General features: G+C 60.3%; 20 protein-coding genes. 6 read left to right on the plus strand and 14 right to left on the minus strand.

The features are described 5' to 3' along the window. Nucleotides 1-242: 242 nt before the first annotated feature. From G5S37_RS01235 to G5S37_RS01255, 6 genes are all read right to left on the minus strand, one after another. Nucleotides 243-2,357, minus strand: a complete 2,115-nt coding sequence (locus G5S37_RS01235; RefSeq protein WP_165199943.1) for a M3 family metallopeptidase — start codon at nt 2,355-2,357, stop codon at nt 243-245. Nucleotides 2,358-2,534: 177 nt separating this feature from the next. After that, nucleotides 2,535-3,077 carry a hypothetical protein gene (locus G5S37_RS32170; RefSeq protein WP_206026266.1) on the minus strand — a complete coding sequence of 181 codons (543 nt, stop codon included), beginning with the start codon at nt 3,075-3,077 and terminating at the stop codon, nt 2,535-2,537. A gap of 231 nt (nt 3,078-3,308) precedes the next feature. Further along, entirely contained in the window at nt 3,309-4,919 is a 1,611-nt protein-coding gene (gene serA / locus G5S37_RS01240) for a phosphoglycerate dehydrogenase (RefSeq protein WP_165199945.1), read from the minus strand. 434 nt (nt 4,920-5,353) lie between these two features. Further along, nucleotides 5,354-6,646 (minus strand): HlyD family efflux transporter periplasmic adaptor subunit, encoded by a 1,293-nt coding sequence (locus G5S37_RS01245; protein WP_165199947.1) that lies wholly within the window; start codon nt 6,644-6,646, stop codon nt 5,354-5,356. 72 nt (nt 6,647-6,718) lie between these two features. After that, nucleotides 6,719-9,088, minus strand: coding sequence for an ABC transporter permease (locus tag G5S37_RS01250; RefSeq protein ID WP_165199949.1), 2,370 nt, complete (start codon nt 9,086-9,088; stop codon nt 6,719-6,721). Nucleotides 9,089-9,289: 201 nt separating this feature from the next. Then, nucleotides 9,290-10,072 carry an ABC transporter ATP-binding protein gene (locus tag G5S37_RS01255; RefSeq protein ID WP_240914773.1) on the minus strand — a complete coding sequence of 261 codons (783 nt, stop codon included), beginning with the start codon at nt 10,070-10,072 and terminating at the stop codon, nt 9,290-9,292. Nucleotides 10,073-10,169: 97 nt separating this feature from the next. Between G5S37_RS01255 and G5S37_RS01260 the strand changes: the two genes are divergently transcribed. Together G5S37_RS01260 and G5S37_RS01265 are read left to right on the plus strand one after the other, a co-directional pair. Then, nucleotides 10,170-11,063 (plus strand): site-specific tyrosine recombinase, encoded by an 894-nt coding sequence (locus tag G5S37_RS01260; protein WP_165199951.1) that lies wholly within the window; start codon nt 10,170-10,172, stop codon nt 11,061-11,063. A gap of 67 nt (nt 11,064-11,130) precedes the next feature. Beyond that, complete coding sequence (locus G5S37_RS01265) at nt 11,131-12,066, plus strand: DUF6268 family outer membrane beta-barrel protein (protein ID WP_165199953.1); 936 nt, start codon at nt 11,131-11,133, stop codon at nt 12,064-12,066. 66 nt (nt 12,067-12,132) lie between these two features. On the opposite strand, the gene G5S37_RS01270 is transcribed toward G5S37_RS01265, so the two are convergent. Beyond that, the gene (locus G5S37_RS01270) at nt 12,133-12,537 is read right to left on the minus strand and encodes a hypothetical protein (RefSeq protein ID WP_165199955.1); all 405 of its coding nucleotides are present in this window, start codon (nt 12,535-12,537) and stop codon (nt 12,133-12,135) included. Nucleotides 12,538-12,762: 225 nt separating this feature from the next. Here G5S37_RS01270 and G5S37_RS01275 point away from each other — a divergent pair, with 225 nt between their 5' ends. After that, on the plus strand, nt 12,763-13,524 hold the full coding sequence (locus G5S37_RS01275; protein WP_165199957.1) for a hypothetical protein: 762 nt from the start codon (nt 12,763-12,765) through the stop codon (nt 13,522-13,524). A gap of 211 nt (nt 13,525-13,735) precedes the next feature. Then, nucleotides 13,736-15,097, plus strand: a complete 1,362-nt coding sequence (locus G5S37_RS01280) for an acetylxylan esterase (protein WP_206026268.1) — start codon at nt 13,736-13,738, stop codon at nt 15,095-15,097. A 32-nt stretch (nt 15,098-15,129) separates the two neighbouring features. Here the strand turns inward: G5S37_RS01280 and G5S37_RS01285 are convergent, their stop codons facing one another. The 3 genes from G5S37_RS01285 to G5S37_RS01295 form a co-directional block, all read right to left on the minus strand. Continuing rightward, on the minus strand, nt 15,130-15,693 hold the full coding sequence (locus G5S37_RS01285) for a hypothetical protein (protein ID WP_165199959.1): 564 nt from the start codon (nt 15,691-15,693) through the stop codon (nt 15,130-15,132). A 357-nt stretch (nt 15,694-16,050) separates the two neighbouring features. Beyond that, nucleotides 16,051-16,392, minus strand: a complete 342-nt coding sequence (locus G5S37_RS01290) for a catalase-related domain-containing protein (RefSeq protein ID WP_165199961.1) — start codon at nt 16,390-16,392, stop codon at nt 16,051-16,053. Nucleotides 16,393-16,553: 161 nt separating this feature from the next. Further along, nucleotides 16,554-17,918: a cytochrome B6 gene (locus G5S37_RS01295; protein ID WP_165199963.1), complete on the minus strand. Its 1,365-nt coding sequence runs from the start codon at nt 17,916-17,918 to the stop codon at nt 16,554-16,556. Between the two features lie 119 nt (nt 17,919-18,037). Here G5S37_RS01295 and G5S37_RS01300 point away from each other — a divergent pair, with 119 nt between their 5' ends. Together G5S37_RS01300 and G5S37_RS01305 are read left to right on the plus strand one after the other, a co-directional pair. Further along, nucleotides 18,038-19,009, plus strand: coding sequence for a LysR substrate-binding domain-containing protein (locus G5S37_RS01300; protein ID WP_165199965.1), 972 nt, complete (start codon nt 18,038-18,040; stop codon nt 19,007-19,009). A gap of 235 nt (nt 19,010-19,244) precedes the next feature. After that, the gene (locus G5S37_RS01305; RefSeq protein WP_165199967.1) at nt 19,245-22,511 is read left to right on the plus strand and encodes a PAS domain-containing protein; all 3,267 of its coding nucleotides are present in this window, start codon (nt 19,245-19,247) and stop codon (nt 22,509-22,511) included. A 16-nt stretch (nt 22,512-22,527) separates the two neighbouring features. On the opposite strand, the gene G5S37_RS01310 is transcribed toward G5S37_RS01305, so the two are convergent. From G5S37_RS01310 to G5S37_RS01325, 4 genes are all read right to left on the minus strand, one after another. Next, on the minus strand, nt 22,528-23,079 hold the full coding sequence (locus G5S37_RS01310) for an AAA family ATPase (protein WP_165199969.1): 552 nt from the start codon (nt 23,077-23,079) through the stop codon (nt 22,528-22,530). Between the two features lie 294 nt (nt 23,080-23,373). Next, a complete protein-coding gene (locus G5S37_RS01315) occupies nt 23,374-24,045 on the minus strand; it encodes a hypothetical protein (protein ID WP_165199971.1) in 672 nt (223 codons plus the stop codon). A gap of 116 nt (nt 24,046-24,161) precedes the next feature. After that, nucleotides 24,162-25,061 carry an RNA polymerase sigma factor RpoD/SigA gene (locus tag G5S37_RS01320; protein ID WP_113960832.1) on the minus strand — a complete coding sequence of 300 codons (900 nt, stop codon included), beginning with the start codon at nt 25,059-25,061 and terminating at the stop codon, nt 24,162-24,164. Nucleotides 25,062-25,293: 232 nt separating this feature from the next. Then, nucleotides 25,294-25,779, minus strand: a complete 486-nt coding sequence (locus tag G5S37_RS01325) for a nucleoside deaminase (RefSeq protein ID WP_165199973.1) — start codon at nt 25,777-25,779, stop codon at nt 25,294-25,296. Nucleotides 25,780-25,892: the final 113 nt, after the last annotated feature.

Raw genomic sequence — 25,892 nt, forward strand, 5'->3', positions numbered from 1 at the left:
ACGACGAGCGGGCCCCACTGCTGCTCCAGCTTTTCACGCTGGCCATGAAAGGCAATCACTTGATTCAGTGCACGCCGCAACAAGTCATGTGGGAGGTCCCTCATGCACTATGTATGGTGCAAAGAATTTTTCGATGCAACATTGATTCTCTGCGACTACGGAAGCATGATCCGGAGCAAGCGCGCTGCCCGGCTTGCGAAGAATGGCATGTGGGAGCGCGGACTTCCTGCTCAGCGCGTGTCCTACGCCAGCCCCGCCCTGGCCAGCAGTGCGTTCGGGTCCGGGTCGCGTCCCATGAAATCGCGGAACAACTTCGCGGGGTCCTCGCTGTTGCCCTTGCTGAGAATATTGTCGCGGAGGGCGCGTCCCACTTTGGGATTGAGTACGCCTTCGTGCTGGAAGCGGGTGAAGGCATCGGCATCGAGCACCTCGGCCCACTTGTAGCTGTAGTAGCTGGCGGCGTAGCCCACGGGGCTGCTGAAGAGGTGGCCGAAACGGCGCGCCATGCTCGGTGGCTCGGTGTTCGTGGGGAAGATGTAGTCCTTCAGCAGGGTGCGGCCAAGGCGGTCGAGGTCCGCGTTCTCATCCACGGAGTGGTTGATGTGTAGCTCCAGGTCCAGCTTGCCAAAGCTGAGCTGGCGCATCATGGCCACGGCGCTCATGTAGTTGCGCGCATTGATGAGCTTCTTGAAGAGGTCATCCGGGATGGGCGCGCCGGTCTCGTGATGCTTCGCAAAGAAGTCGAGGCTCTCGCGCTCCCAGCAGAAGTTCTCCATGAGCTGGCTGGGCAGTTCCACGAAGTCCCATGCCACATTCACACCATTGAGCGAGGGCACGGGCACATTGCCGAAAAGTTGGTGGATGAGATGTCCGAACTCATGGAAGATGGTGCACACCTCGTCATGCGTGAGCAGGGCGGGCTTGCCATCCACGGGGGGCGTCATATTGCCGCAGATGAGGCCCAGGTGCGCGCGGCGATCGCGCTCGCCATTGGGCGGCCAGCCACCCTTCAGGTAGTTCATCCATGCGCCACTGCGCTTCGAGTCGCGCGGGTGCCAGTCGGCATAGAAGCCGCCGATGAGCACGCCGTCCGCATTGCGCATGTCGAAGAATTTTACCTCAGGATGCCACACTTCCACGGCACCGGACTCGGCGGGTACAGCAGGCGCTTCACTGCCATCGCCCACGGCGGAGAAGGTGGTCTGACGCTCGGCGATGCGCACATCGAAGAGCTTTTCCGCGATGCGGAACATGCCACTGAGCACGCCATCCACGGGGAAGTAGGGGCGCAGTTCCTCGTGGTCGAAATCGTAGCGCTCATGCCGGCGCTTCTCGCTCCAGTAGGCGACCTCCCACGGCTCCAGCAGACGCACATCCGTGTGCGTCTTGTCCGCGCGATACTCCTGCAGGTCCACGATTTCACGGTCGAAGGCGGACTTCACCTTGCGATGCAGGTCCTCGGTGAAGGTGAGTGCGGTGCGGCCGTTCTTCGCCATGCGGCGCTCCAGGATGTAGTCGGCGAATTGCGGCTTGCCCAGCAGCGTGGCCTTCTCATGACGCAGGCGCAGGATTTGCCACACAAGCGCGGTGTTGTCGTATTTATCGCCGCGGCCCACGGTGCCATTGCCCTCCCACACACGCTTGCGCAGGGAGTCGTCCTCGGCGTGCTCCATCACAGGAATGAGCGAGGGGGCCTTCAGGGTGAAACGGTACTTCGGAGCCTCGGGTGTGCCGACTCCCTTCGCGGCGGCATCGGCTTTGGCGGCATCGATGGCGCTCTGCGGCAGGCCCTTGAGCTGTGCCACGTCGTCGATGACCATGTCCCACGCGTTCGTGGAATCGAGCACGTTCTCGGAGTACTTCTGCGTGGCCTGGGAGAGCTCGGCCTCGATTTCCTCCAGGCGCTTCTTCTTGGCGGGCAGGAGCTCCGCGCCATGCTGGCGGAACCAGGCGAGCAATTCATCCACCGCGCGGCGTTGCGTGCCGGTGAGGGCCTTTGCTTCGTCCGTCTTGCTGTAGGTGAGTATGAGGTCCCACAGATGCTCATCGAGCGGGATCTTCGCGAAGAAGGCGCTCACCTTGGGCAGCATCTTGTTGTGCGCCTCGCGGAGTTCAGGGCCGTTGCACACAGAGTCTAGGTGCGTGACGAGACCCCACGACTCATTCAGCTCACGAAGGGCGTCTTCATACCCCATGATCACGCTTTCAAAAGAGAGGCGGCCACGGTCCTGATTCACCACGTCAGCCAGCTTCTGCTCCGCACGCTCCAGCGCGAGGGTGATATCCGCCTCCACCGTCGCCGGTGCGAGGGTGGACCAGCGGACATGGAAGGACTCGTCGAGGTAGGGATGGGACATGGCTGAAGTAGACAAAAAGAACTACGAGCGTGCAGGATTTGGGGAAGCGAAGGAAGAAAAATGAAGGGAAAACGAATGATGTAAACTACTTGGTCGCAAGCCCAAGTTTAGCGTGCGACATTGTGCATGCACGGACTGAATGCGGAGCGCTTGGGAAGGCTTTGCTGCAGAGGTAGGTTACATTTCGGCACATTTGACTCCTCTCAACGTCAACGCTCTGCATACGGTGTCTAATAAAGAATCCCTGTCCGACTCTGCGACGAAGTATCGTTCACGACGTATCGCGGCGAGCCCTGACTCAAATGCGTAAATCGGGCAATCGAAGCTCCGGACAGAACCCTCAAGGTAGTAGTCGTAGGGATTGCCTGCGTTGCCGTGGGTAAAAATGCACTCGTGAGATGACAACCAACCTGCAAACTTCCTGCTAATCTTGTGAAGTTCGGGAAACAATTGACGCAAGGGCGTGGCTAGAAAATGCAATTCACCAACCGTCCACAATACGCCTCTCTTGATTTGAGGTAAAAACAGGTTTGCGACCGGGGACTTTCTAAATTCAAGCCTCCCGTTGTCGTCATGCACCAACGGACCCATCTCGCGGAAATATAGGACAACGCCATGAGGTGCGGCATGCTCCTCAGGCGGCTGCGGAAGCGAGCGAAACCATTTCACAACCTCTGAAGGCTGATTTGGCTCCTCAATAAAACGGTAAGTTGTGCCCATTCGCCTGAAGTCCAGTCATGGGTTAGTGAGTGGTGAATCCAAGTCGTCTCGGTAGAGGGCCTCATATTTCGCGCAAGGTGGTACGCGGTGAGGTGTTTCCCGGCGTCACTGCGCGGGGCAGGTCACGAGACGTGCTGGGAATGTGGGGGCAGTCCTGCCCCCACTCCTTGAAGTGGCGTGCGGCATCTTGGGATGGTCGCATCGCTATGGCTTTCAAAATGGCCTCCGGATCTACTCCAGCTCCATGCAGTACACTCGCTTCACGCCGGGGAGCTTCTCCAGTTCCTGGATGACTTCCTGCGGAGGTGTGGAGTCGAGGGTGAGCAGGGTCAGGGCGGTGCCGCCTTCCACGTTGCGGCTCAGGGACATGTTCGCGATGTTCACCTGATGCCTGCCCAGGATGGTGCCGTACGAGCCAATCATGCCGGGGCGGTCGTCATTCTCCAGGAGGAGGAGCGTACCCTCCGGCGTGGCTTCCACACGGCGGCCGTTGATCTTCACGATGCGGGGGTCACCACCGAAGAAGGAGCCGCTGATCACGGCGGTATTGTCACCCGTGCCTACTTCCACCTCGATGAGGTCGCTGAATTCCGTGGGCTCCGGCACGCGGCTTTCAGTGAAGCGCAGGCCGAGGTTTTCGGCGGTACCGATGGCGTTGATGAGGTTCACCTGGTCAGGGCCGATGGGGCGCTCAAGATAACCCTTCAGCACGCCGCGCGAGACGAGCGTGGTGTCCATCTTGCCCAGATTGCCGCTGTAGTTCACGCGCAGGAACTCGGCGCGCTGCGGGGCGATTTGGGAAATGAGGCGGCCGAGGATTTCACCGAAGCGCAGGAAGGGTCCGATTTCCGCGAGGGTCTTCGGGTCCACGTTCGGCATGTTCACCGCGTTCACCACCGTGCCATGCAGGAGGTTTTCCTTCACCTGCTCCGCGATTTCGATGCCCACGCTTTCCTGCGCTTCTTCGGTCGAAGCACCGAGGTGCGGGGTGAAGACCACGTTCGGGGCCTTCAGCAGTGCGTAGTCGGCGGGCGGAGGCTCCACTTCATACACGTCGAGGGCAGCACCCCCCACGTGGCCTTCTTCCAGCAGCTTGGCCAGGGCGTTGTCGTCTACGAGACCACCACGGGCGCAGTTGATGACGCGCACGCCCTTCTTGCACAGACGGAGACGGGTCTCATTGAGCATATGCTTCGTCTCAGGTGTGAGCGGCATGTGCATGGTGATGAAGTCGGCGTCCTTCACCGCGTCATCGAGATTGTCACGCAGCTCGACCTTCAGCATCTCGGCGCGATTGGCGCTGAGGTAGGGGTCGTAGGCGACCACGCTCATGCCGAACGCCTGGGCGCGCTTGGCGAACTCGGTGCCGATGCGGCCCATGCCGAGTACGGCGAGGGTCTTCTTGTTGAGCTCAGCGCCCTGGAAGTTTTTGCGCTCCCACTTGCCGCCGATGACCGAGGCGTGCGCCTGGGGCACCTTGCGCGAGAGGGACATCATGAGGCCGAAGGCATGCTCGGCGGTCGATACGGTATTGCCGCCGGGGGTGTTCATCACCACCACGCCACGCTTCGAGGCATACGGGATGTCGATGTTGTCCACACCCACGCCGGCGCGGCCCACGACCTTCAGGTTCTTGGCGGCATCGAGCACCTTGGCGGTCACCTTCGCACCGCTGCGCACGATGATGGCGTGTGCCTCGCGGGAAGCCTCAATCATGGCATCCTCCGCCTTGAGGTTCATGTTCACCGTCACGTCAAAGGAGGGCTCCGCTTTGAGGAGGTCAATGCCGATGCTCGAGATGGGGTCGTTGTTTCCAGCGATGAGGATGTTGAACTTGGCCATGGGGACGCGCAGGCTAGCACGGTGCGGCTGGGGCTCAAGCAGGGAAAGCAACGAGGGAGAGTTCGGGGGAGGGAGGGAAAAATTGCTGTAAATCGAAACTCCTCCGCAAGGTGCTGTAATCGAAGCGTTTATATCAACTTTTAGCGTGTGCGGTTAGCGGGCCACTGAGAGATGGGCGGGTTCACGTTCAGGGTGTTCAACGCAGAGACACAGAGACGCAGAGGAACTACGGAGACTGAGGGCTACCAGACTTCTGGGCTTGGAGGAGCAACCTGAGCAAATGAGGGCTGAAATTGCACTCCCAGCACCACGGACGTTCAGGCGCTCGTCTGGCCGGCCAGCGCTCTCAGTTTCAGTCTCCGAAGTTCCTCTGCGTCTCCGTGTCTCTGTGTTGAATCCCATGCAGGTGACTCCACCCATGACTAGGGGCGGGGTCACTCCACCTTCCGCTCGGTCACCGCCACCCCATCCTTCACCGTGTCCGGCGGGTGCAGCAGCACCTGCGTCCCCAGTTCCAGCCCCTTGATCACCTCGGTCATCCGGCCATCACTCCGGCCAGCCTCCAGGCCCACCTTCTTCGCCTTGCCGTTCTCGTAGACAAAGGTCTTCCAGTCCACCCCTTCGCGGAAAAGCGCGCCGGAGGGTACCAGCAGCACGTCATCCTTGTGCCACACGGCCACGCGCACTTCCACGCGGTAGCGGTCGCCCAGCGATTTGGCCTTGTCCGGGGGATTCTTCAGGTCGCTGAGCACATACACGCGCTGCTCCTCCACACCCAGAGCGGAGACCTTCGTAAACGCGGCGGGCTCCACGAGTCGCACAATCGCATCCAGCGGCTGGTCATCGCCCCACTGCTCCACCTGGACCTTGGCTCCCTTCGTGATGGCCACGGCATCGCGGGAGAGAATCTCGGCCTCGATCTCGATGTCTGCCGGGTCGCCCACTTCCAGAATGGCCAGCCCGGGAGTCACCACCATGGCGCTCTCCTGCATGACCTTCAGGACGCGACCTCCCACTGGGGAGAACACGGGCAGCTCGGCTGCCTTGCCCGCGCCAGGGTCATCAAGCTGCAGGAGTGCGGCCTTCGCCTGCTCCAGTTCGAACTCGGCCACCTTCAGCGCGAAGTCCGCCGCGCGCACCTCGCGCTGCTTCAGCTCAAAGTCACGCTCCGAATTGTCGCGGTCCGTCTCCGAGATGCTGCCGGAAGTCTTCAGCTTCTGCGTGCGTTCCCAGTGCGCCACGGCGAATTTCTCCGCCGTCTTCGCCATGTCGAGTGACTCCACGGCGCGCGCACGGGCGGCCTCCGAGGTCTTGATGCGCGCTTCCGCCTGGATGCGGGTGCGCGGATCCAGCAGCGAGGCCATCACCGGCTCAATCGTGGCAATGACCGTCTTGCCCGCGATGACCTCGTCGCCCGCCTTCAGCGGCACGCGGCGCATCTGGCCCGCGATGGGCGCGGAGACCACATAACGATTGCGGATGCGTGTCTTCCCTTCCTCCACCACATGCACGGTGAGGGGACCGCGTACCACCTTGCCCAGTTCCACTTCAATCGGCTTCGGCATGAGCCCCATGGCGACGAGTGCTACCACACCGAGGATGCCGGCCCAGGTGATGAGCTTGCGGAAGAAGGCGCCTTTCGGTTTGTTGCGCTTCGCATCCCACGGCGGGCTGTCGCCCTGGGGTTCGCTGAGTTGGTTCTGGGTCGGGGGGGTATTTTCTGGCATGTACTTGGGGGGATTTTTGGCTCACCAGATGGCAAAACGGTAGCGGCAGATGGCACACCTGCCAAGCAGGACTCAATCACGCGCCTTCAGCACGCCCACGAGGTCGAGCTTCTTCAGCATACGGCTCACCACCAGGAACGACAGGGCGGCAGCGGTGGTCACCACCATGATGGCGATGGTATAACTCGTGGCATTGATGACCAGCGGCATGCGGACAGTTTCGGTGCTGAAGGAGCTGATGATGAAAGTCGTGAGCCCCTTGCCGAAAAGCAGGCCCAGCGGCAGTGCCGTCACGACCAGCAGCGTGAGCTCTCCCAGCAACACACTGGCCACCTCGCGCTGGGTGAAGCCCACCACGCGCAGCGTCGCGAGATCGCGCTGTCGCTCGGAGAGGGCGATGCGTGCGCTGTTGTACACCACGCCGAACGCCACAATCACCGCGAGGGTGAAGTAGAGCTTCCGCAGAATGCCGATGCTCTGTCCGGTGGTTTCACGGAAGGCCTGGAGTTGGTCCTGCTTCACCAGCACGATGGAAGCACGAGGAGTCTCCTTCACCTCGCGCATGAAATCCTCCCACTTCGCCTTGTCCACCGTGAGGTAGGCGCCATTGATGGTGTCCCCCTCGCGCATGAGACTGCGCAAGGCATCGAGGTCCATGTACGCGGCCACACCGGCGAAGTCCTCGATGAGTCCGCGAATTGGCGCCGTTCGCTTCGGACGCTGGCCCTCGAGCACCTCGATCTGCACTTCATCGCCAATCTTCGCGCCGATGACTTCCGCGAGCGCCTTGGACATCACGATGCCATCCTCCGGCAGGTGAATGGTGCGCCCGTTTGCATCCAGCAGCCTGTTCAGGTCAGAGCCCTTGGGCATGCCGGTGACGGCGAGCTTGCGGTAGTGGTGGCCGTAGCGCAGGCGGGATTGCACACTGCGAATGGGCTCGGCGCGCAGCACGCCGGGCAGATGCTCCAGGTCGTGGAAGGCCTTGCCACCACCGGGCTCCGTGAGGAAGACGACGACATCCTGTCGCTGCACTTCATTCCACTGATAGGTGAGCAGGTAGTCGATGCTGTCACTCATCGCCCCCGGCAGCACCATGAGCCCTGTGGCTAGCGAGAGACCGCAAATGGTGAAGACGGCCTGCCATGGCTTGCGCTCGATGTTGCGCAAAGCCATGCGGAAGCCCGGGCTGAAGTGTTTCGTGAGCCCCAGGCGCTCGGCGAGCGAGGGCTTGAAATCCGCCGGCGGCTCGGGACGCATGGCCTCTGCCGGTGGCAGCTTCACCGCTGCACGCACGACCTTCAATACACCCGCCGAGGCCGCACCCGCGCTGATGAGCAACGCCGTGGCAAGCGCCCCCGTGTCCATGTGGAAAGTCAGCTCCGGAAAGCGGAAAAACATGGTGTACAAGTTCACCAGGCCACCGCCCATCTTGCTGCCCGCCACACCGCCGAGGATGGTGCCCAGCACCACAATCACCAGGGCATACTTCATGTAATGCATACCCACCTGCGCGGAGGAGTATCCCAGTGCCTTGAGCTGCGCGATCTGCTCACGCTGCAGTCGCACCAGTCGTGCCAGCACGGCATTCACCATGAAGGCCGCCACGCTCAGGAAGATGACGGGATAGGCTACCGACAACGCCTGCAGCACTCGGATTTCATCATCGAGCCGTTTCGCGGAGGGATGGTCCGCGCGCGTGTACGCACCAAAGGCTCCGTAGTTCGCCAGCAGCCGGTCCATCTCGGCAATCACTGGCCCTGGCGCCGCGTTGGGTGCGAGGTCCGCAGCAAAGTCATTGAAGGCGCCATCCAGATTGTACGCCACCGCCACGGCCTCGTAGTTCATCCAGAAGACACCGTAGCGCTTGTTGTCCGGCAGTGTTTCACCGGCGCGCGCTTCAAAGACAAACTCCGGGGACAAACCCACACCCACGATGACGAGGGAGTCACGCCGCCCATTGATGATGGCCACCACGCTGTCGCCGGGCTTCAGGAAGTTGGCATCGGCAAAGGCCTCACTCACTACCACCTCACGTCGCTCGCCAAGCTGTGGCAGGCGACCCTTGCGCATGAAGATGCGATTGAGCACCTGTGGCTTTCCATCATCAGGCAGGGAAACAATGTGGCCTGTCGCAGGCTCAGGGATGCCTGGCAGGTCGAGCGTCACATCCACCACCACACGAGGCTCCACCGCCGCCACCCCGGGGATCTGCGCCAGCCGGTCCGCCATGGCCAGCGGTGCGCGCTTCAGCGTGCCGAAGATGTCCGCCATGCCGTAGCGCTGGTAGTAGGCATTCCGCGTGGAATCGAGCGTGAGGATCAATGACCTTGTCATGATCATCATCGCCAGCCCGCACGCCATCACCAGACTGACCGCGACCAATTGGCCCTTCATACGGCCCAGGTCCCGGAACAGTTTGCGATCGAGTGGGGAGAGCATGGACTAGAAAATAAGAAACATGCCGACGCATGTGTCGGCATCTGCTGGCCCTGGGAGCGATGGCCTCTGGCCGGCGTATTGGCGCTGCAACTTCACGCGACACAAATACGCCGACGGGACGTCAGCGCTCCCAGGGCAGTGTCCGGCATTTGTCATCGAAGACCACAGAACATTCATACAACTCCGTTGCTCCTCCTCTCATCACCACTCAAGGCTGCTCACCGGCATGCGTGTCTCGTTATGCCGTTGTTTGACGATTTGTCCGTCGGAAAGGTGCAGCACGCGGTCCGCCATCTCGGCCATGGCCGCGTTGTGCGTGATGACCACGGTCAGGGTGCCGAGCTCGCGATTGATGCGCTCCACCGCTTCCAGCACCTGGATGCCGGTGTGCACGTCCAGCGCGCCGGTGGGTTCGTCGCACAGCAGCACCTCGGGCTTCTTGGCAATCGCACGTGCAATGGCCACGCGCTGCTGCTCACCGCCGGAGAGCTGGGAGGGGAAGTGATCCATGCGCGCCTTCAAGCCCACGAGTTCCAGTGCTTCCTCGGGCTTCATGGGATCGCGGGCGATGTCCGTGATGAGCGCGACATTCTCCCGCGCGGTGAGACTTGGGATGAGGTTGTAAAATTGGAAGACGAACCCCACGCAGTTGCGGCGGAAGAGGGTGAGCGTCTTCTCCTCCGCATCCGTGAGTGGCCAGCCCTTGTAGTTCAGGTGGCCGGACGTGGGCACGTCCAAACCGCCAAGGATGTTCAGCAGGGTGGACTTGCCGCTGCCGGAAGCGCCCAGCAGCACGACGAGCTCGCCGGAGTAGAAGTCGAGGTCCACACCATGCAGCGCCACCACATCCAACTCGCCGGTGTGGTAGACCTTGCGTACTTTGCGGGCCTCAAATACAAGAGTGCCCTTGGCCGGGGTGGTGGTCGGCGCGGAGGATAACGTGTCAGATGGAGGCACGGTGACGGGGGCTGTCACGGGGAGCATGGACGAAAACAGCGCGTTGCGCCAATGGGAAATCTTGTTCTCAAGCGACAGTTCAGGTTGCACTGGCAACCTATCGCAATCGCGCCACATTCATTTCGTGCAGCAAGAAATCGACAGCTTCATCCTTCACCTCGCCACGGAGCGCGGGCTGTCGACGAACTATCAGCTGCTCGTCTCCCAGGTGCTCACGCGCTTCGCCTCATGGATGCAAATGAAGCACCAGAAGGCCGCAGTCGCAGAGGTGGTGACGGATGACATCACGGACTATCTTGGCATGCGCAAGGGCGATGGCATTGTCGCCTCCAGCCTGCGCATTGAGCTGGTCGCCTTGAAAATCTTCTTCCGCTGGCTCGCGGTCCGTGGCTTTCGCAAAGGCGACCCTGCGGAGCCTGTGCTGCCTCCGCGTGTGGAGGCGCGCCTGCCCGATACTTTGAATGAACAGGACGTCGGCCATCTCCTGGAGTCCGTGCAGGGTCATGAGCCGCTCGATCTACGCGACCGCGCCATGCTGGAACTCACCTACGCCAGCGGACTGCGAGTGAGCGAGGTCACCGGTACCAAGCTGGAAAACCTCAATCTCGACGAAGGCTGGATCCGCGTCACTGGAAAAGGGAACAAGACCCGCCTAGTCCCCGTCGGGCAGGAAGCGCGAGCGTCAGTTCAGCGTTATCTGAATTCTGCACGACCCGCCTTGGTGAAGCCCAAGACGCAGAGCTGGATCTTCATCAATCGCAACGGCGGCAAGCTCACCACCGCGCGCATCTGGCAAATCTTCCGCGAACGCGCGGAGCAGGCAGGCATCGACCCCGAGCGCATTCATCCGCACCTGCTGCGCCACAGCTTCGCCACGCATCTGCTGGGAAATGGAGCGGACCTGCGAGTCATCCAGGAAATGCTGGGCCATGCGGATATCGCCACCACGCAGATCTATACACATGTGGACCAGAATCGCCTGAAGGACACGCATCGTCGCTTCCATCCGCGAAGATAGCCGGTTCGTTTGATTGCGTTTCTGTTTCTTGCAGACTCGCCTCAGCCGTTCTGGTATTCTCCCGCCCATGCGCCGCTTCCTTTCCTTCCTGCCGTTGTTCGTCGCTGCCACCACTGCTGTCACTGCCTTGCAGGCTGGTGAAGTCATTGCCTCCAAAGCTCCTGCTCAAGTCACCGCCAGCAAGGGCACGGATGAAGCCCTGCTGAAGGAGTTCCTCGCCCCGGAGCTGGCCTTCCGCTACGACTACGATTTCCCCATGTCCCTGGAGAATGCCGCCGGCGAATACTCCATGCACGAGTTCCGCGCCAGCGTGCCGCTGCCTCCGGTGATGACGGATACCTTCATCCTTCTCGCGAAGCTGAACTACCGTCTCTTCCTCGCGGATGTGGATACCTCGGTGCTGCATGAGGACCTCGACCTCCACACGCTGCGCCTGCCTATCCAGGCCGCCTGGCTTTCACCCACCAGCCCCTGGCTTGCCGCTGCGTATGTGGAGCCTGGTATCTCCAGCGACTTCAATCGCATCAACAGCGACGCCTTCGACCTCTCCGCCGGCTTTGGCATTGGCTACCGCTTCTCGCCCAACTTCATGGCCGCCGTCGGCGCGGGCTATTCGCGCAACTATGGCGATGACGACGTATTCCCCGTGCTCGCCCTGCTCTGGCGTGTGAGTGATCGCTTCACTGTCACCTTCTCGCCTGATGGACTCATCCCCTCCTACAAAGTAAGTGATGACCTCTACATCAAGCTGCGTGCCGAGCTCATCGGTGGCCGCTGGCTCATTGAGGACGAAGAAGGCCGCGGGCGCATCCTCCGCCTGCAAGGCGCCAGCGCCACCCTCCAAGCCGAGCAACGTCTCTTCAAAGATTGCTGGCTCACCCTCGGTGTTGGTATCAATGCCTTCTCCGAGTTGCGTATCGAAGACAGCAACAAAAGAGAACTGCTGGACGAAGACCTCGAAGATGGCGTGGTCATCCGCACGGGATTGAAGTGGGTCTTCTAACTGGTGGACATCCTCGTGCTCGACTTTGAGGTGCTTTCCTCTCACACGACCCAAGATACTCCGCGTTCAAGAAGCGGCTCTTGTTCGCTGCTCAACCTCCTTCGGTGGCGGTGTATCCTCATAGTGAGCTGTGAGACCCATGTAGCCCAATGCCCCGGCTAAGATGAACGCCAAGGTCAGGTCTGCGGCCACGGTCCAGATGGCTCTGCGTTTGCGAAGAAGATATTGGAGGATGCAGCCCGCCACGAAATAGCACACTGCCGCCCCCAGACCAATCAGGGCGAAAATCACCACCACGCCAAATGCATCCTGTCCATCGCCCGGATAGGGCTCGCCCCACCGTATGTGCACGTAGGGCATGGCTCGGGCCACGAGAACAGCCAGTGCGAGGCGTAGGCAGATTGGCAGGATGTGCCTCCACCCACTTCGATAGAGATCGTCGATATTCCTGGTGTCGGAAGGGGCCAGCATCGTTCGCGTTTTGGGAAGTGACAGCGCGGATGCTATCCAAGGTCGCCGCTGTAGTAAAGTAAAGGTAACGGCCGTCACTGGAAGCGCACAGTTCACGTGCACGATGCGCCTCTGCAAACCTCTTCGGGAGAGGCGGGATACACCGGATTCTTTTTTTGCATTCCGTGGCAAAATCGTTTTGACGGATATGATAATGCATACTACCGGCCAGCCGTTTTGCGTGGCATGAAAAAAATCGCATTCTCCCTGGCTGTCAGTCTGGCTCTATCCCTTCCTCTTGCGGCGCAAAAAGCCCCGGCTACGCCGCCCGGCATGACCTTTGCGACCAACTGGCTCGCGACCCAGCTCATTACCCGGCGTGAATTGTTGGAGTGTCTGGATCTCTATTCCAAGGCAGCGGCCGGTGGCAAAACGGATCCCGTCACCATCTGGGGCCCGGTGAAGTGGCTCATGCCGGTGCAGGAGGCCATCAAGGCGCTTCCCAAGGGAGTCCGCAAGCAGAGGGAGTTCAGGGTCACGAACCTGGCCTTTCCACAGAACTCACTCATGGTCACCATCATGGCGATCACCGGGTCAGAATTTGTCGATGGAGGTGAGAAGTTCAATCTCATCTACTTCATCAGCGATGCGAAACAACAGGTGATAAGCGTCCAGCTTGTACAGACGAATCCCAAAATTGTACTCTGGCAGCCCAGGCCGGAGGGGGTGAGGGAGCCTTACTACAATTTCATTGATGACAAATGGAATGGAAGCACCCGGCAGTGCGTGCCATTTCAGACCAAAACCACCAGCGACGGTGTCACCCTTATCAAGACTGCCCTTCTCAAGCTCCCGAACTTGCCGCAGCCTCCTACCGGTGCAGCGCCTCCGCCCAATTTTTACGCGTTCATTCCGTACCTTGAAAGCGTTCACTGGTACCTCCCGGCACCGTTCGCGGCCAAGTTCCAGGAAATCGTGGAGCACAATCGCAAGTCAGGAGTTCCGTGACTGAACCTGGACGGTTGATGGCAAGGAGCGGCGACTTCAGTCGCCGTTGCTTCGCGCCCGAAGCGCGAGTCGTCGGCGGCTAAAGCCGCGGCTCTTTGGGGGCGCATCGTGTGAAGGATACCTTCACCCGTGTGAGAGTCTTGCCTGTTGTGAGACGTTTGAATACGAGATTCCTCTGGCAGGAAAATCAACCACTGTTCACACTCACTTCATGCACGCATCCTCCCGCTTCACCGCCGCGCTTCTGGCTGGCAGCCTCGCGATGGTATCCACGTCACTCCGCACGCATGCGCAGGAGCGCCCCGGCATCAATTACGATGAATCCAAAGCCGGTGGCCTGCCCAATCTGGATCCACTCACGGCATCCGATGGCACGAAGATCACCACCAAGGAGCAGTGGCTGGAGAAGCGGAAGCCGGAGCTCATGAAGCTCTTCGCGAGTGAGGTGTATGGGAAGACACCCGGTGGCGCGACCAAAGCCACTAAAGTGGAAGTGTTATCTGAAGATAAGAACGCCCTCGGTGGCAAGGCCACGATGCGACGCGTCCGGCTGTCCTTCAGCAACGGCGCCGTGCTCACGGAGGGTGGCAAGGATCAGCCCAGTCAGAAAGGCGATGGCTACACGAGCCACGCCGACCTGCTGCTTTTCACGCCCAACGGCCTCACCAAGCCGGCACCCGCCTTTGTACAGCTGAACTTCGGTGGCAATCACTACACGACCACGGACCCCAGCATTCCCATTTCCGATGCCTGGTTCCGCAATGATAAGGACGGCAACTATGTGAACAACAAGGCCACGGAGAAGAGCCGTGGCAGTGGCGAACGACGCTGGCCGTACAAGGAAATCATCGAGCGTGGATATGCCGTGTGTACCGCCTACTACGGCGACTTCGATCCTGATTTTGATGATGGATTCCAGAACGGCGTGCAGCCGCTCTTCTACAAGGACGGTCAGACCAAGCCCGCAGCAGATGAGTGGGGCAGCATCGGCGCGTGGGCCTGGGGCATGAGCCGCATGGCGGACTACCTGCAAGGCGTCCCGGAAGTCGATGGCAAGAAGCTCATCTCCGTGGGCCACTCCCGCCTGGGCAAGACCTCCCTCTGGGCCGGCGCGCAGGATGAGCGCTTCGGTATTGTTGTCAGCAACGACTCCGGCGCGGGTGGCGCGGCCCTGAGCAAGCGCATCTATGGCGAGACTGTGGCCGTGCTGAACAAGAGCTTCCCTCACTGGTTCTGCGACAACTTCAACAAGTACTCCGACAACGAAAAGGATCTACCCGTGGACCAGCACGAACTCATCGCTCTCATGGCCCCACGACCGGTCTACATCGCCAGCGCCACCGAGGATAACTGGGCTGACCAAAAAGGCGAGTTCCTCGGCGGAAAGCTTGCCGAACCCGTGTACGCCCTCTTCGGCCTGAAAGGTCTCGGCGTGGATGAACCCCCAGCCCCCGACAAGAGTGTGGGCGATGCCATTGGTTATCACAACCGCACCGGCAAGCACGACATCCTGCTGTTTGACTGGGAGCAGTACATGAACTTCGCCGACAAGCACTGGGGCAAGCCGCAGTGATAACCCGTCTGGCATCTGGATGGCAGCTTTCCTCAAGGAGCCGCGGCTTGCCCGGCTCCCACGATAAAGCTGCCCTTTTCCATTCGCTGATGTTGTTGATAACCAGGAATGAAGTCCCCCAAGGCCTTGGGAAGCGCCTGCTTCAGCCGGAAGGTTTTTCCGGCAAGCCATGACCTGCTTTCGGGAGCCCAGTAATAGACTACGGTGAGGCCGCTGAGTGTCGCCAGTGACAGGGGTTCGCCACTAATTTCGCTGCTGGCCATGATGAGCTTAACACGCTCCGTGCCATGCCCCTTGATTGTTACCACCGGATTGCCCGGTTTCACTCCGTGTATTAGCGCGGGGTGATATCCACCAGGCTTGAGGGGGATGCCAGGAGTGCTGGTGGCATATGCTCCATAAAAGGCCGCAGGATACGCTGATGTATTCTGCACCTCGACTTCATATACAGGTCCATAGCCGGGTACCGTGGTAACCGGGCCTATCTTGAAGAGAAGTGGCGTGCGGACACGTGATTCCGGAATGAGATAGACTGCGCCCGCGATGGCAATGCAAGCGACGACCAAGAGAGTCCAAAACAAAAAGCGGCGTGGCATGCCGGATGAAACGCCAGCCCGTCACTCTATGAATCAAAAAAATCTGTTACCCAACCGGTCGCGGAGGGAGGGAACCGCTGAAGGGTTGCTTCGCCCCGGACATCAGACGCCCGGCACCTCAACGCTTTGCGTCTTTTGCGTTTTTTTGCGGCTAATAAAACAGCTTACTACCTCCCATGACGCGGCCTTCCTCCGCCCCAAAAAAACAGGAGACAACCTCGCGGTCGTCTCCTGTTAGTTCACCTCTTACCCGGGTCCTGCGGACGTTGGGGGCGTCGCCCGCTTTACCGGGTGGGGGATTTGGGGTGATTTTTTCTTACGTTATGGTGATGGGTTCGGATGCAGAAGTGGCTGCGTTCAGGCGGACGCGGAAGCCATCCTGGACATCTCCTGCTCGATGTTGATGCCAAGGGCTCTTGCCGCACCGACGCCGTAGTTCACATCCGCGCGGTAGAAGTGGCAGATGGCGCGCATCTGGGTTTCGCGGGGCACCGAGCCCATGACGCGAGCGACGTTGCCAAAGAGCCGCTGCCTTGCCTCCGAAGTCATGCGGCGGAAAAGACTCCCCGCCTGGGCGTAGATGCTCTCCCGGGCGAAGTCCGCCATCTTCTCGATGAGTCCGAAGTTCTGCATGAGGACAGGTCCTTGCGGGCTGAGGGCGAGTTCCGTTGAAGGTTCTTCAGGCAATCGAGTGCTCATAGCGAATACAGTGAGGGTTCGTGCGAACGTCTCTATTGTTGGCCCGGTGTTGCTGTGGCGGAAATACTTCTTACCAAGGGTTACCATAGGATGGGCCTATGACGTTTCCTGTCAGGGAAAGAAAATAACCGCCACAGCGTGAACAGTTTGCGCAAGGATGCTTAGAGCGTTCTGAGGAATGCCGTTAGGTCTGCTTTCTCCTCGGTGGTCAGCTTGAGGGTGAGCACCAGGTTGAAGAATTCCACGGTGTCATCCAGCGTCATGAGACGGTCGTCATGCAGGTAAGGAGGCGAGTCCTTGATGCCGCGCAGCGGGAAGGTCTTGATGGGACCATCCGCGCTGGCCTTGCGACCGTTGATCATCTTCTCCTTGAAGAAGCGCTCCACCTGCAGGTCATGCATGAGGCCATCGGTGAAGTAGGGACCGGTGTGGCACACGGAGCACTGGGCTTTGCCAAAGAAGAGTTCCTGACCGCGCAGTTCCTGCTTCGTGGCCTTGTTGGGATCCAGCTTGCCCAGAGGCGTGAGCTTTGGCGCGGGCGGGAAGCCGAGGATGTTTTCAAACTCCGCCATGAAGTGCACCTGGCTGCCTCGCTCGAGGATGTTCACCCCCTTGCGTGTGGCCTGTTCCGGATCACCATCGAAGTACGCCGCGCGTTGTTCGAACTCGGTGAAGTCTTCCACCGTCTTCATGGCGCGCTGTGAGCCAAAGGTATTGGTGATATTCATCCCGCGCAGCGTCGGCGTACCGATGCGGTGGCGATGTTCATTGGGGCGAATGTCACCCACGGTGTGCGTCGCGGCATTCGTGTGGCCATTGGAGTGGCAGTCGAAGCAGGCGACACCTTGATGCGCGAGCAGAGCCTTGCGATCGTGCGTCGCATTGAACTGCGCCTGCGGGAAGGGCGTGACAAGCAATCGCAGACCTTCGAGCTGCTTGGGATTAAGGACGTTTTTGAAGACGTCGTAGAAATTTCCCAGCGTGATCAGTTTTCCTTGGGACACATCGCCGAGGTCCGGTCGTGTGTTCAGGTAGATGGGCGCGGGGAACTCCGGCAGCATGTGGTCCGGCAGATCAAAGTCGAGGTCGAAGCGTGTGAGGTCACGCCCCGTCTGCTCCTTCACACCGTCGATTTGCTTCTTGGGGAAGATCATGCCGCCCGCTTCGTGGTGCGGGTGGGGCAGGGGATAGAAGCCGGCAGGCCAGAGGTCCTTCGACTTGATCTCCTCGGGAGTCATCCCGGCGAGCTTGTCCCAAGTGGTGTCCTTGGGCAGATTCACGCGCACGCCGCCTTGCACGGCTTTGCCGCGGGGCATGGTGAGGCCTTCCACGGGTTTGTCGGAAAGGTCATAGCGTTCCTTGAGCAGGTCCTGCTGGCGTTTCGCGAACTGGGGCTTTTCGCCCTGCAGTTTTTTTACCATGGCATCGAAGTCGTCATCCGCGCGAGCGGCTGACGGCACCAGGGAAGAGGCGGTGAGCACGGCGAAAAGCGCGGCCCTCCGCAGGAATGCGGGTGGAGTGTTCATGATCGGGTGAGGTGTAGGTGAGCGTGTTTTTTTGCTCCTGGGGGAGAGCGTATGATTTTAGGGCGGAATGGTAATATCATTGAAATACTTAGTGCCGCTGGTAACCATAGGTACCGCCTATGGAACTCCACCAGCTCCGCTACCTCACCGCTGTCGCGCGCACGGGAAATTTCAGCCGCGCCGCGGAGCAGTGCCACGTATCCCAGCCTTCGCTGAGCCAGCAGATACAAAAGCTGGAGGAGGAACTCGGCTGCCGTCTGTTTACGCGCCTCAAGCGTGAGGCGGTGCCCACGGAGGCGGGCAGGGCGCTCATCCAGCGCGCGCTGCGTATCCTTGCCGAGGTGGACGCCGCACAGCGTGAGGCGGATGATGCCGCGGTGGGTCAGGTGCGCGGCACGGTGAATGTGGGCGTGCTGCCTACTATCGCCCCGCATCTGCTGCCCTCCGTGATGAAGCGGGTGCGTGCGGAACTGCCCGCCGTGCAGGTCATCGTCCATGAGACCACCACGACCAATCTCCTCGCCCAGGCCGGCGCGTGTGAGCTGGACTTCGCCATCGTAAGCCTGCCCATCACGGATGAGCGGTTTGTGATCGAGACCTTGTTCTCAGAAGAGTTGCTGCTCGCCGTGCCGAAGGATCACGAACTCGCCACACGCCGCGAAGTGCGATTGGAAGATGTGGAACAGGAGCCTTTCATCCTGCTGCAAGAGGGACACTGCCTTGGCGACCAGGCCCTGCGTTTCTGTGACCGGCATAGCTGCCACCCGCCCGTGATTTTCCGCACGGCGCAGTTGGAGACGATTCAGGCCCTCGTCGCGGCAGGTGTAGGTGTGTCACTCATTCCAAACATGGCCTGCGGAAGCGGTCGTGTGTCCGAGCCCACCTATCGCTCTCTCACAGGAAAGCGCCCCGAGCGCGCCATCGCCGTCATCTGGCGAAAGGAGCAACACCTCAGCCGTGCCGCGGAGAGCTTGCTCAATGTGTTGAGAAAAACGTACGGAGGACGCATTGCAAGTGCGGGTGCAGGGAAGGCAACGGCGTTGTCCCGCCCCAGTCAGAAGGCCAGCTCAGGCAAGGCGAAGAAGAGGTAATTGGGAGATCTCCCAATGGCATGGGTGAGATCCTATCCCGACTCAAGGTGATCCCGGATTGCCCGGAATTGATTTTGTGTCAGACGCAAACAGACCGGGGGGTGCGATTCGAAGAAGACTTCCCCTGTTCTTCCATGCGCAAAAGTGTTCTGCCCAGATCGCCTCGAATCCTGTCCTTCTCGCGAGCATCCCGCTGCCCTCGTCGATAGTCGTCTTCCTCAAGTATTGGAACACCATGGAAGGCTCGCTCGATATCCGACCGCGTGGGAGTGCTCGCAAGCCTGAGGCATCCCCGGCGGGCGGCTTGCCGTTTGAGATGCTCATCCAGAATTCCCCGTTGGGCATGTTTCTGGTCGATGCGGATTTTAAGATTCAGCAGATCAATCCCGCGGCGTTGCCCGCCTTCGGTTCCATTCCCCACCTGATTGGCCGCGACTTGGTGGAGGTCACGTACCTCATGTGGCCCCAGGAATACGCAGCGGAAATCGTGGACCGGTTCCGCCGTACGCTGGAAACTGGGGAGCCGTATACCGCGCCCCGCATCGCTGAAGAGCGGCGTGATCGCGCAGTCACGGAGTTCTACGAGTGGAGCATTCATCGCGTGCCGCTTCTGGATGGACAGTCGGGAGTGGTCTGCTACTTCCGGGACATCTCCGCCAGCGTCACCGCGGAGCAGCGATTGAGGGATACCCAGGCGGACAATGAACGTCAGCGCCGCCTGTATGAGACCATTCTCTCAAACACCCCGGACCTCACCTACGTCTTCGACCTCAATCACCGCTTCACCTATGCGAATGCCGTGCTTCTGCGCATGTGGGGCAAGACCTGGGACGAGGCGATCGGAAAGACTTGTCTGGAGCTGGGATACGAGCCCTGGCACGCGGAGATGCATGACCGCGAGATTGAGCAGGTGATTGCCACGAAGGCTCCCATTCGTGGTGAAGTGCCCTTTGCCGGCACCTTTGGCCGCCGCATTTACGACTACATCTTCGTGCCCGTGTTCGATGCAGACGGGAATGTGGAGGCCATCGCAGGCACCACACGCGATGTCACCGAGCGCAAGGCTACCGAACTCCGCCACAGCTTCCTGGTAAGTCTTGACGACGCCTTGCGCCCCCTCATTGACCCGCAGGAGATCACGCTCACCGCGGCACGCTTGCTCGGGGAACACTTTCACGTGGACCGCTGTGCCTACGCCGATATCGAGGCGGACGAGGATACCATGAACCTGACGGGCAACTACATGCGCCGCCCGGACATCAGGAGCATCGTGGGCAGGCTCAGGTTTGCGGACTTCGGTCAGGAGGTCCTGCAACTTATGCGCGAAGACAAAGCCTACGTCGTGCATGACGTGGACACGCATCAGCCGCCGGTGGAAAATCTGGCTGCCTACCGCGCCACGCAGATTCAGGCCGTCATCTGTGTGCCTCTGCACAAGGCGGGACGCTTCGTGGCCGCCATGGCCGTGCACATGGCGACGCCTCGAGTGTGGTCCCCGGATGAGGTGGAGTTGCTCAGAGCCGTGGCGGCCCGCTGCTGGGAGTCCATCGAGCGCGCGCGACTGGAGCGTGGACTTCGCGAGAGTGAGGGGCGGTTCCGCGCCTTCGTGACGGCCAGCTCGGATGTGGTCTATCGCATGAATGCCGATTGGACCGTGATGCAGCAGCTCGCCGGCCGGGACTTCATCGAGAATACCCCTGAGCCGGAGCACAACTGGATGGAAAAGTACATCCACCCGGCAGACCGGCGCATGGTCGAGGCGGCGGTTGAGACAGCCATCCGTACCAAGGGTGAGTTCCAATTGGAACACCGTGTCTTTCGTGTGGACGGCAGTCTGGGCTGGACGTTCTCGCGCGCCATTCCCCTGCTGGATTCGGAGGGACGGATCACCGAGTGGTTCGGCACGGCCAGCGATGTCACGGAGAACAGACACGCGGAAGAAGCCCTGCGGGAAAGTGAAGCGCGCTATCGCTCCCTGTTCGAATCCATCGACGAAGGATTCTGTGTGATCGAGATGCTGTATGATGATCAGCAGCGCCCTGTGGACTACCGCTTTATCGAAGTGAATCCCGCCTTCGAAAAGCAGGCAGGCATGCAAGATGTCGTCGGGAAGCGCATGCTGGAGTTTGTCTCGAGCATCGAAGAACACTGGCTGGAGAACTACGACCGGGTGGTCAAGACAGGCCAGTCCAATCGCTTTGCGGCGGAATACAAGGGACTCGACCGGTGGTTCGACGTGTATGCCTTCCGCATCGGCGACACCGGGGATACTCGCCTGGCGGTTCTGTTCAACGACATCACCGAACGCAAGATGGCGGAAGACGTCCTGCGCGCCAGTGAGGAGCGCGCCCGTGCGGCCTCCGCGGCGAAGGACGCCTTCCTCGCCCAGCTGTCGCATGAGCTCCGCACGCCATTGACTCCGGTGCTGATGACCGCCGCCACGTTGCGCGACGATCCCAGCATCAATGACCACGGTCGTGAGGCCTTCGCCATGATTGAGCGCTTCATCAATCTCGAGGCCCGTTTGATTGATGACTTGCTGGACATCACCCGAGTAACCCAGGGCAAGCTGGCACTCCGCTTTGAAGTCTGCGACATTCATCACATCCTCACCCAGGCCATCGAAATCATCCGCGATGGCGCGCGGGAAAAAGGCATCACGCTTCAAGCCGACCTCAAGGCCCGGCGCACCGCTTTCCTGGGAGATGCCGCCAGACTCCAGCAGGTCTTCTGGAACATCCTGCAGAATGCGGTGAAGTACTCCTCCGGCGGCACCGTTGTTCACATCACGACGCGGGACACGTCTGCATCCCATGCCGATGCGGCCCCGCGAGGGATAGTCATCGAAGTCAGCGACACCGGCATGGGATTCGATCCGGCGGAGGGTGAGAAGCTCTTCCAGCCGTTCCATCAGGCGGACGCCGCGAAGGGGGCAGGCCTCGGCCTGGGTCTCGCCATCGCCAGGGCCATTGTGGAGCAGCACTCCGGCAGCATTGTGGGAACGAGTGAAGGTGAGGGATGCGGGGCGAAGTTTGTTGTCGAGTTGCCCACCATCGCTCCGCCCACTGGCAAACCCCGCTCAGAACCAAAGGACCAGATCATTCACCGCTCGCTGCCGACTCGTTCCTTGCGCCTGCTGCTGGTGGAGGATCACGAGGCAACCCTGCAGGTGCTCTCGCGTTTCCTGACGCACGCCGGCCATGTGGTCACCGTGGCCAGATCCATCCGTGAAGGGCGCGAGATCGCCGGGCAGCAGGCCTTCGACTTTGTCGTTTCCGACCTGGGACTTCCCGATGGCGTGGGGACCGAATTGATGAAGGAACTCCGGGACACCCATGGACTGACCGGTGTGGCGCTCAGTGGCTACGGCATGGAAGAAGATGTCCGCCGTTCCCGGGCCGCAGGGTTCGCCGCGCATCTCGTGAAGCCGGTGAAGTTCGAGGAACTGCAAAGCGCCCTCAGAGCTCTCGCGATGGAGAAGGACGAGAGTAACGGAGCGTGAGTGGAGGTTGCGCGAGTTACCTCTGCAGCATGTTGAGCGGATCGGCTGCTGCTACAGCAGCAGCAGCAGCCTTCACCTGGTACGCCGCGAGTATTTCCGCCGCGCATTCTTCAGGACTGCGCGTGCTGGTATCCACCTCCAGATCATAGCTGCGATTTTCGTGAACAATCGGTAGCTGGTACGCCGCGAGGCCAATGCGCCGGTCCCCACGCGACACCTCGCGATGCTGCACCACTTCCAGCGGGCAACGCACGCCCACCACGAGCACAGGATGATCTGCGAGTGCAGCCAGGCAATCGACATACCAGGAGTCCTGCTCGAAAACGTGGTCAATCACGCCTGGAAACGGCCCTGAGAGAAGCAAGCGCATGGACTGGTGCAGACTCGCGATGCTGTGCTTGTGGCAGGCCCGGCGCATCTCCGCATTCTCGATGGCATCCCAGCGGAACATCTCCGTGAAATCATCCAGCGCGATGCGGATGAACGGCTCCGGCGACAGCTTCTGAATGGCCTTCGCGATGCTGGTCTTGCCGGCGCTCGAAGTGCCGTTGAGGAGGATGGCGGGCATGCAGGGAACCTTTCGTTGGAGGGGTAGGATGTTCTTCGACGAAAATGCAAAATCAATGCCAGCTTTCCACTGTCGAGTCGTGTGAAAGGATGCATCGTCCAAGGAGCGGCACTAGCCTTAGTGCCGGTGGTGGGCAACCCTGGGTGCGGAGCCATTTCCAGATGTTATATCGGCAGTTCACATTTGCCTCGCTCCGTTCACCTCGTTGACGGCACTAGGCTAGTGCCGCTCCTTGGACTGTCGGTGTTTCAGGTGCCTGGGCGATGGCTAGATTGAGGCCAGTCGTTGTCGCGCCTACATGAACTGAACCGCCACGGAGACAATTCTGCCGTCCACGGAGCCAATTTTCACTTCGTGCACACCGTCGCAGTCACCCGCCGAGACGAGAAACCCCACCCGGTTTCCGGTTTCATCCGCAAGCCAGAGGCGCAGGGGGGAACGGCCGGCTTCTACAAGTCCGTCCACGATGTGTCTTTCAAAACGTCTTTCATTCCAGCTTGCCCTGCCGTTTTCGGTCAAGAAGCACAGCCATCCCGTATCCATCACCATGGCGTTCTCCTTGCGTTGGACCCGCCCTTCGGGACCTCCTTCGAGACGGATGAGGAGCTGGCTGACGAGGCAGAAATCGTCGGTGAACTTCTCTTCCAGCTCGATGGTATAGGTGCCATCCATCTTACCGACTTCGGAGTATTCGCCTTTGTCATCAGCGGAGAAGACGTTGCTGACCCACAGAGGCGTACTGGGTGCCTCCATCGTCCCCATGGATGTCTTCCGGGTGGACAACCCGGTTCTCCAGGACCGTGCGGGCTTTGGCGAAAGTTTTTCGCATAGCAAGGCCAGCAGCAGAAACAGAAATCCCAGCCCACAAACCACGCCGCCTGCCAGTTCGTGGATCCAGGCGATGATGAGCCCAAGGACCGTCGTCACCAAGGAGAGTCTCAGGAAGTGTTTGGCAGCGCGTTCCACGGTAGGAAGTAGGATTGGCTTCCACCATATCTGATCTCATCAACCGGCAGCAAAACAAAAAGGCACCACCATTGGATTGGCGATGCCTTTCTGAAAACCTGGGTGCAGCCGAAGCTTTAGTCCACCAGTGCGGCTTCCTTCTTCTTCTTGCGGCCCTTCTTGCCACCGGCATTGCGGAGCGCCTTGGGAATCGGGTCTTCCTTCTTCTGCAGGGCGCGGCGCAGTTTGCGCAGGGCGATGTTCTGCAGCTGGCGGATACGTTCGCGGGTCACGCCGAACTCCTGGCCCACTTCTTCAAGGGTGCGCGCCTTCTGGCCGTTGAGGCCGAAGCGGGCATCGATGATCTTGCGCTCGCGCTCATCCAGAACCGTCAGCAAGCCGTCGAGCTGGCTGTGCATGTTCTTGTGGCTGAGAAGCTCGAAGGGGTTGTGCGCATTTTCGTCGCCCACGATTTCACCGAACTCGGTGCTGTCGTCGTCGCTGATGGGGGCGTCGAGGGACGCGGGACGCATGGACGCGGTTTTGAGCTGGCTCAGCTTGGACCGGTCGATACCGATTTCCTCGGAGAGTTCGTCATCGGTGGGCTCGCGGCCGAGTTCCTCGGACATGGCCATGGCCACGCGGCGCATCTTGGAGATCTTGTCCACCATGTGCACGGGCAGGCGAATCGTCTTGGACTGGTTCGCCAGGGCGCGCTTGATGGACTGCTTGATCCACCACGCGGCATACGTGGAAAGCTTGCCGCCCTTGTTCGGGTCGAAGCGTTCCACCGCCTTCATGAGGCCGATGTTGCCCTCGGAAATGAGGTCGAGGAGGGGAAGACCGTAATTCGCGTAATCTTGGGCAATCTTGACTACGAGACGCAGATTTGCCTTGATCATGTGGGCGCGCGCTTCAGGGTCGCCCTTCTTGATGCGGTCAGCCAGCTCAACCTCCTGTTGGGGCGTAAGCAAATCGGTCTTTCCGATCTCGCGGAGGTAGATCTTGATGCCGCCGTCTAGTTCCATATTGGCCATAAAGTGAGGGAGGGAGAAATTTGGGGGGTGGTCAATCTAACTTACGTCTGGCGCTTTTCTTCCACTTTTTTAAGCAAAATGTTGGCCAGACTCTGGACGTTTTAAGACCGGGTTCCGGTCACTGGAAGATGACGCCCCTCGTGGCGCCTTGGATACCTTTCTCGTTCAACCAAAAACACCATGATCGGTCAATCCTAAACTTCATAATTGTAAAGGTTTCGAAATATTTGGTTCAGTAAGAAACACGGTCCGTTTTCGCCAACCACTCGGTGAACGCTTCCCTTGCCTCGTTTTGTAGCAATTGCCGGGCCGGAAGTGCCCGTTCCGTGTGCTTTTTCGGGATTTCCAGGTAGAGGTATTCGTCGTCGAAGCCGCTCGCGGCGGCATCCTCACGGGAGGCGGCGAAAACCAGCCGGTCCACCCGGGCCCAGTACGCCGCCGCCAGGCACATGGGGCAGGGCTCGCAGCTCGCGTAGAGGACGCACCCCTCAAGGGTGAACCTTCCCAGCCGCTGACCGGCATCCCGGATGGCCACGATTTCCGCGTGGGCCGTGGGGTCGTTGGTGGAGAGGACTTGGTTCCAGCCTTCGCCTACCACCTGCCCCTCCTGCACCACCACCGAGCCGAACGGCCCACCATCCCCCTTCACCATATGCTCCCGGGAGAGGCGAATGGCCTCTCGCAGGAACGGGATGTCGGGGTCGGCGGATGGGCTCATGCGGATTTGGAGGGGTCACGCCCGTGAGAAAACGGGCGGGCGCACGATGGATGTCGAAATGTCGCGACTTGTGACAACAGGAGTGATTTTTTGCTGATTTAAAGATTCGATTT

This window comes from Roseimicrobium sp. ORNL1 (assembly GCF_011044495.1).
Taxonomy (GTDB): Bacteria; Verrucomicrobiota; Verrucomicrobiia; order Verrucomicrobiales; family Verrucomicrobiaceae; genus Roseimicrobium.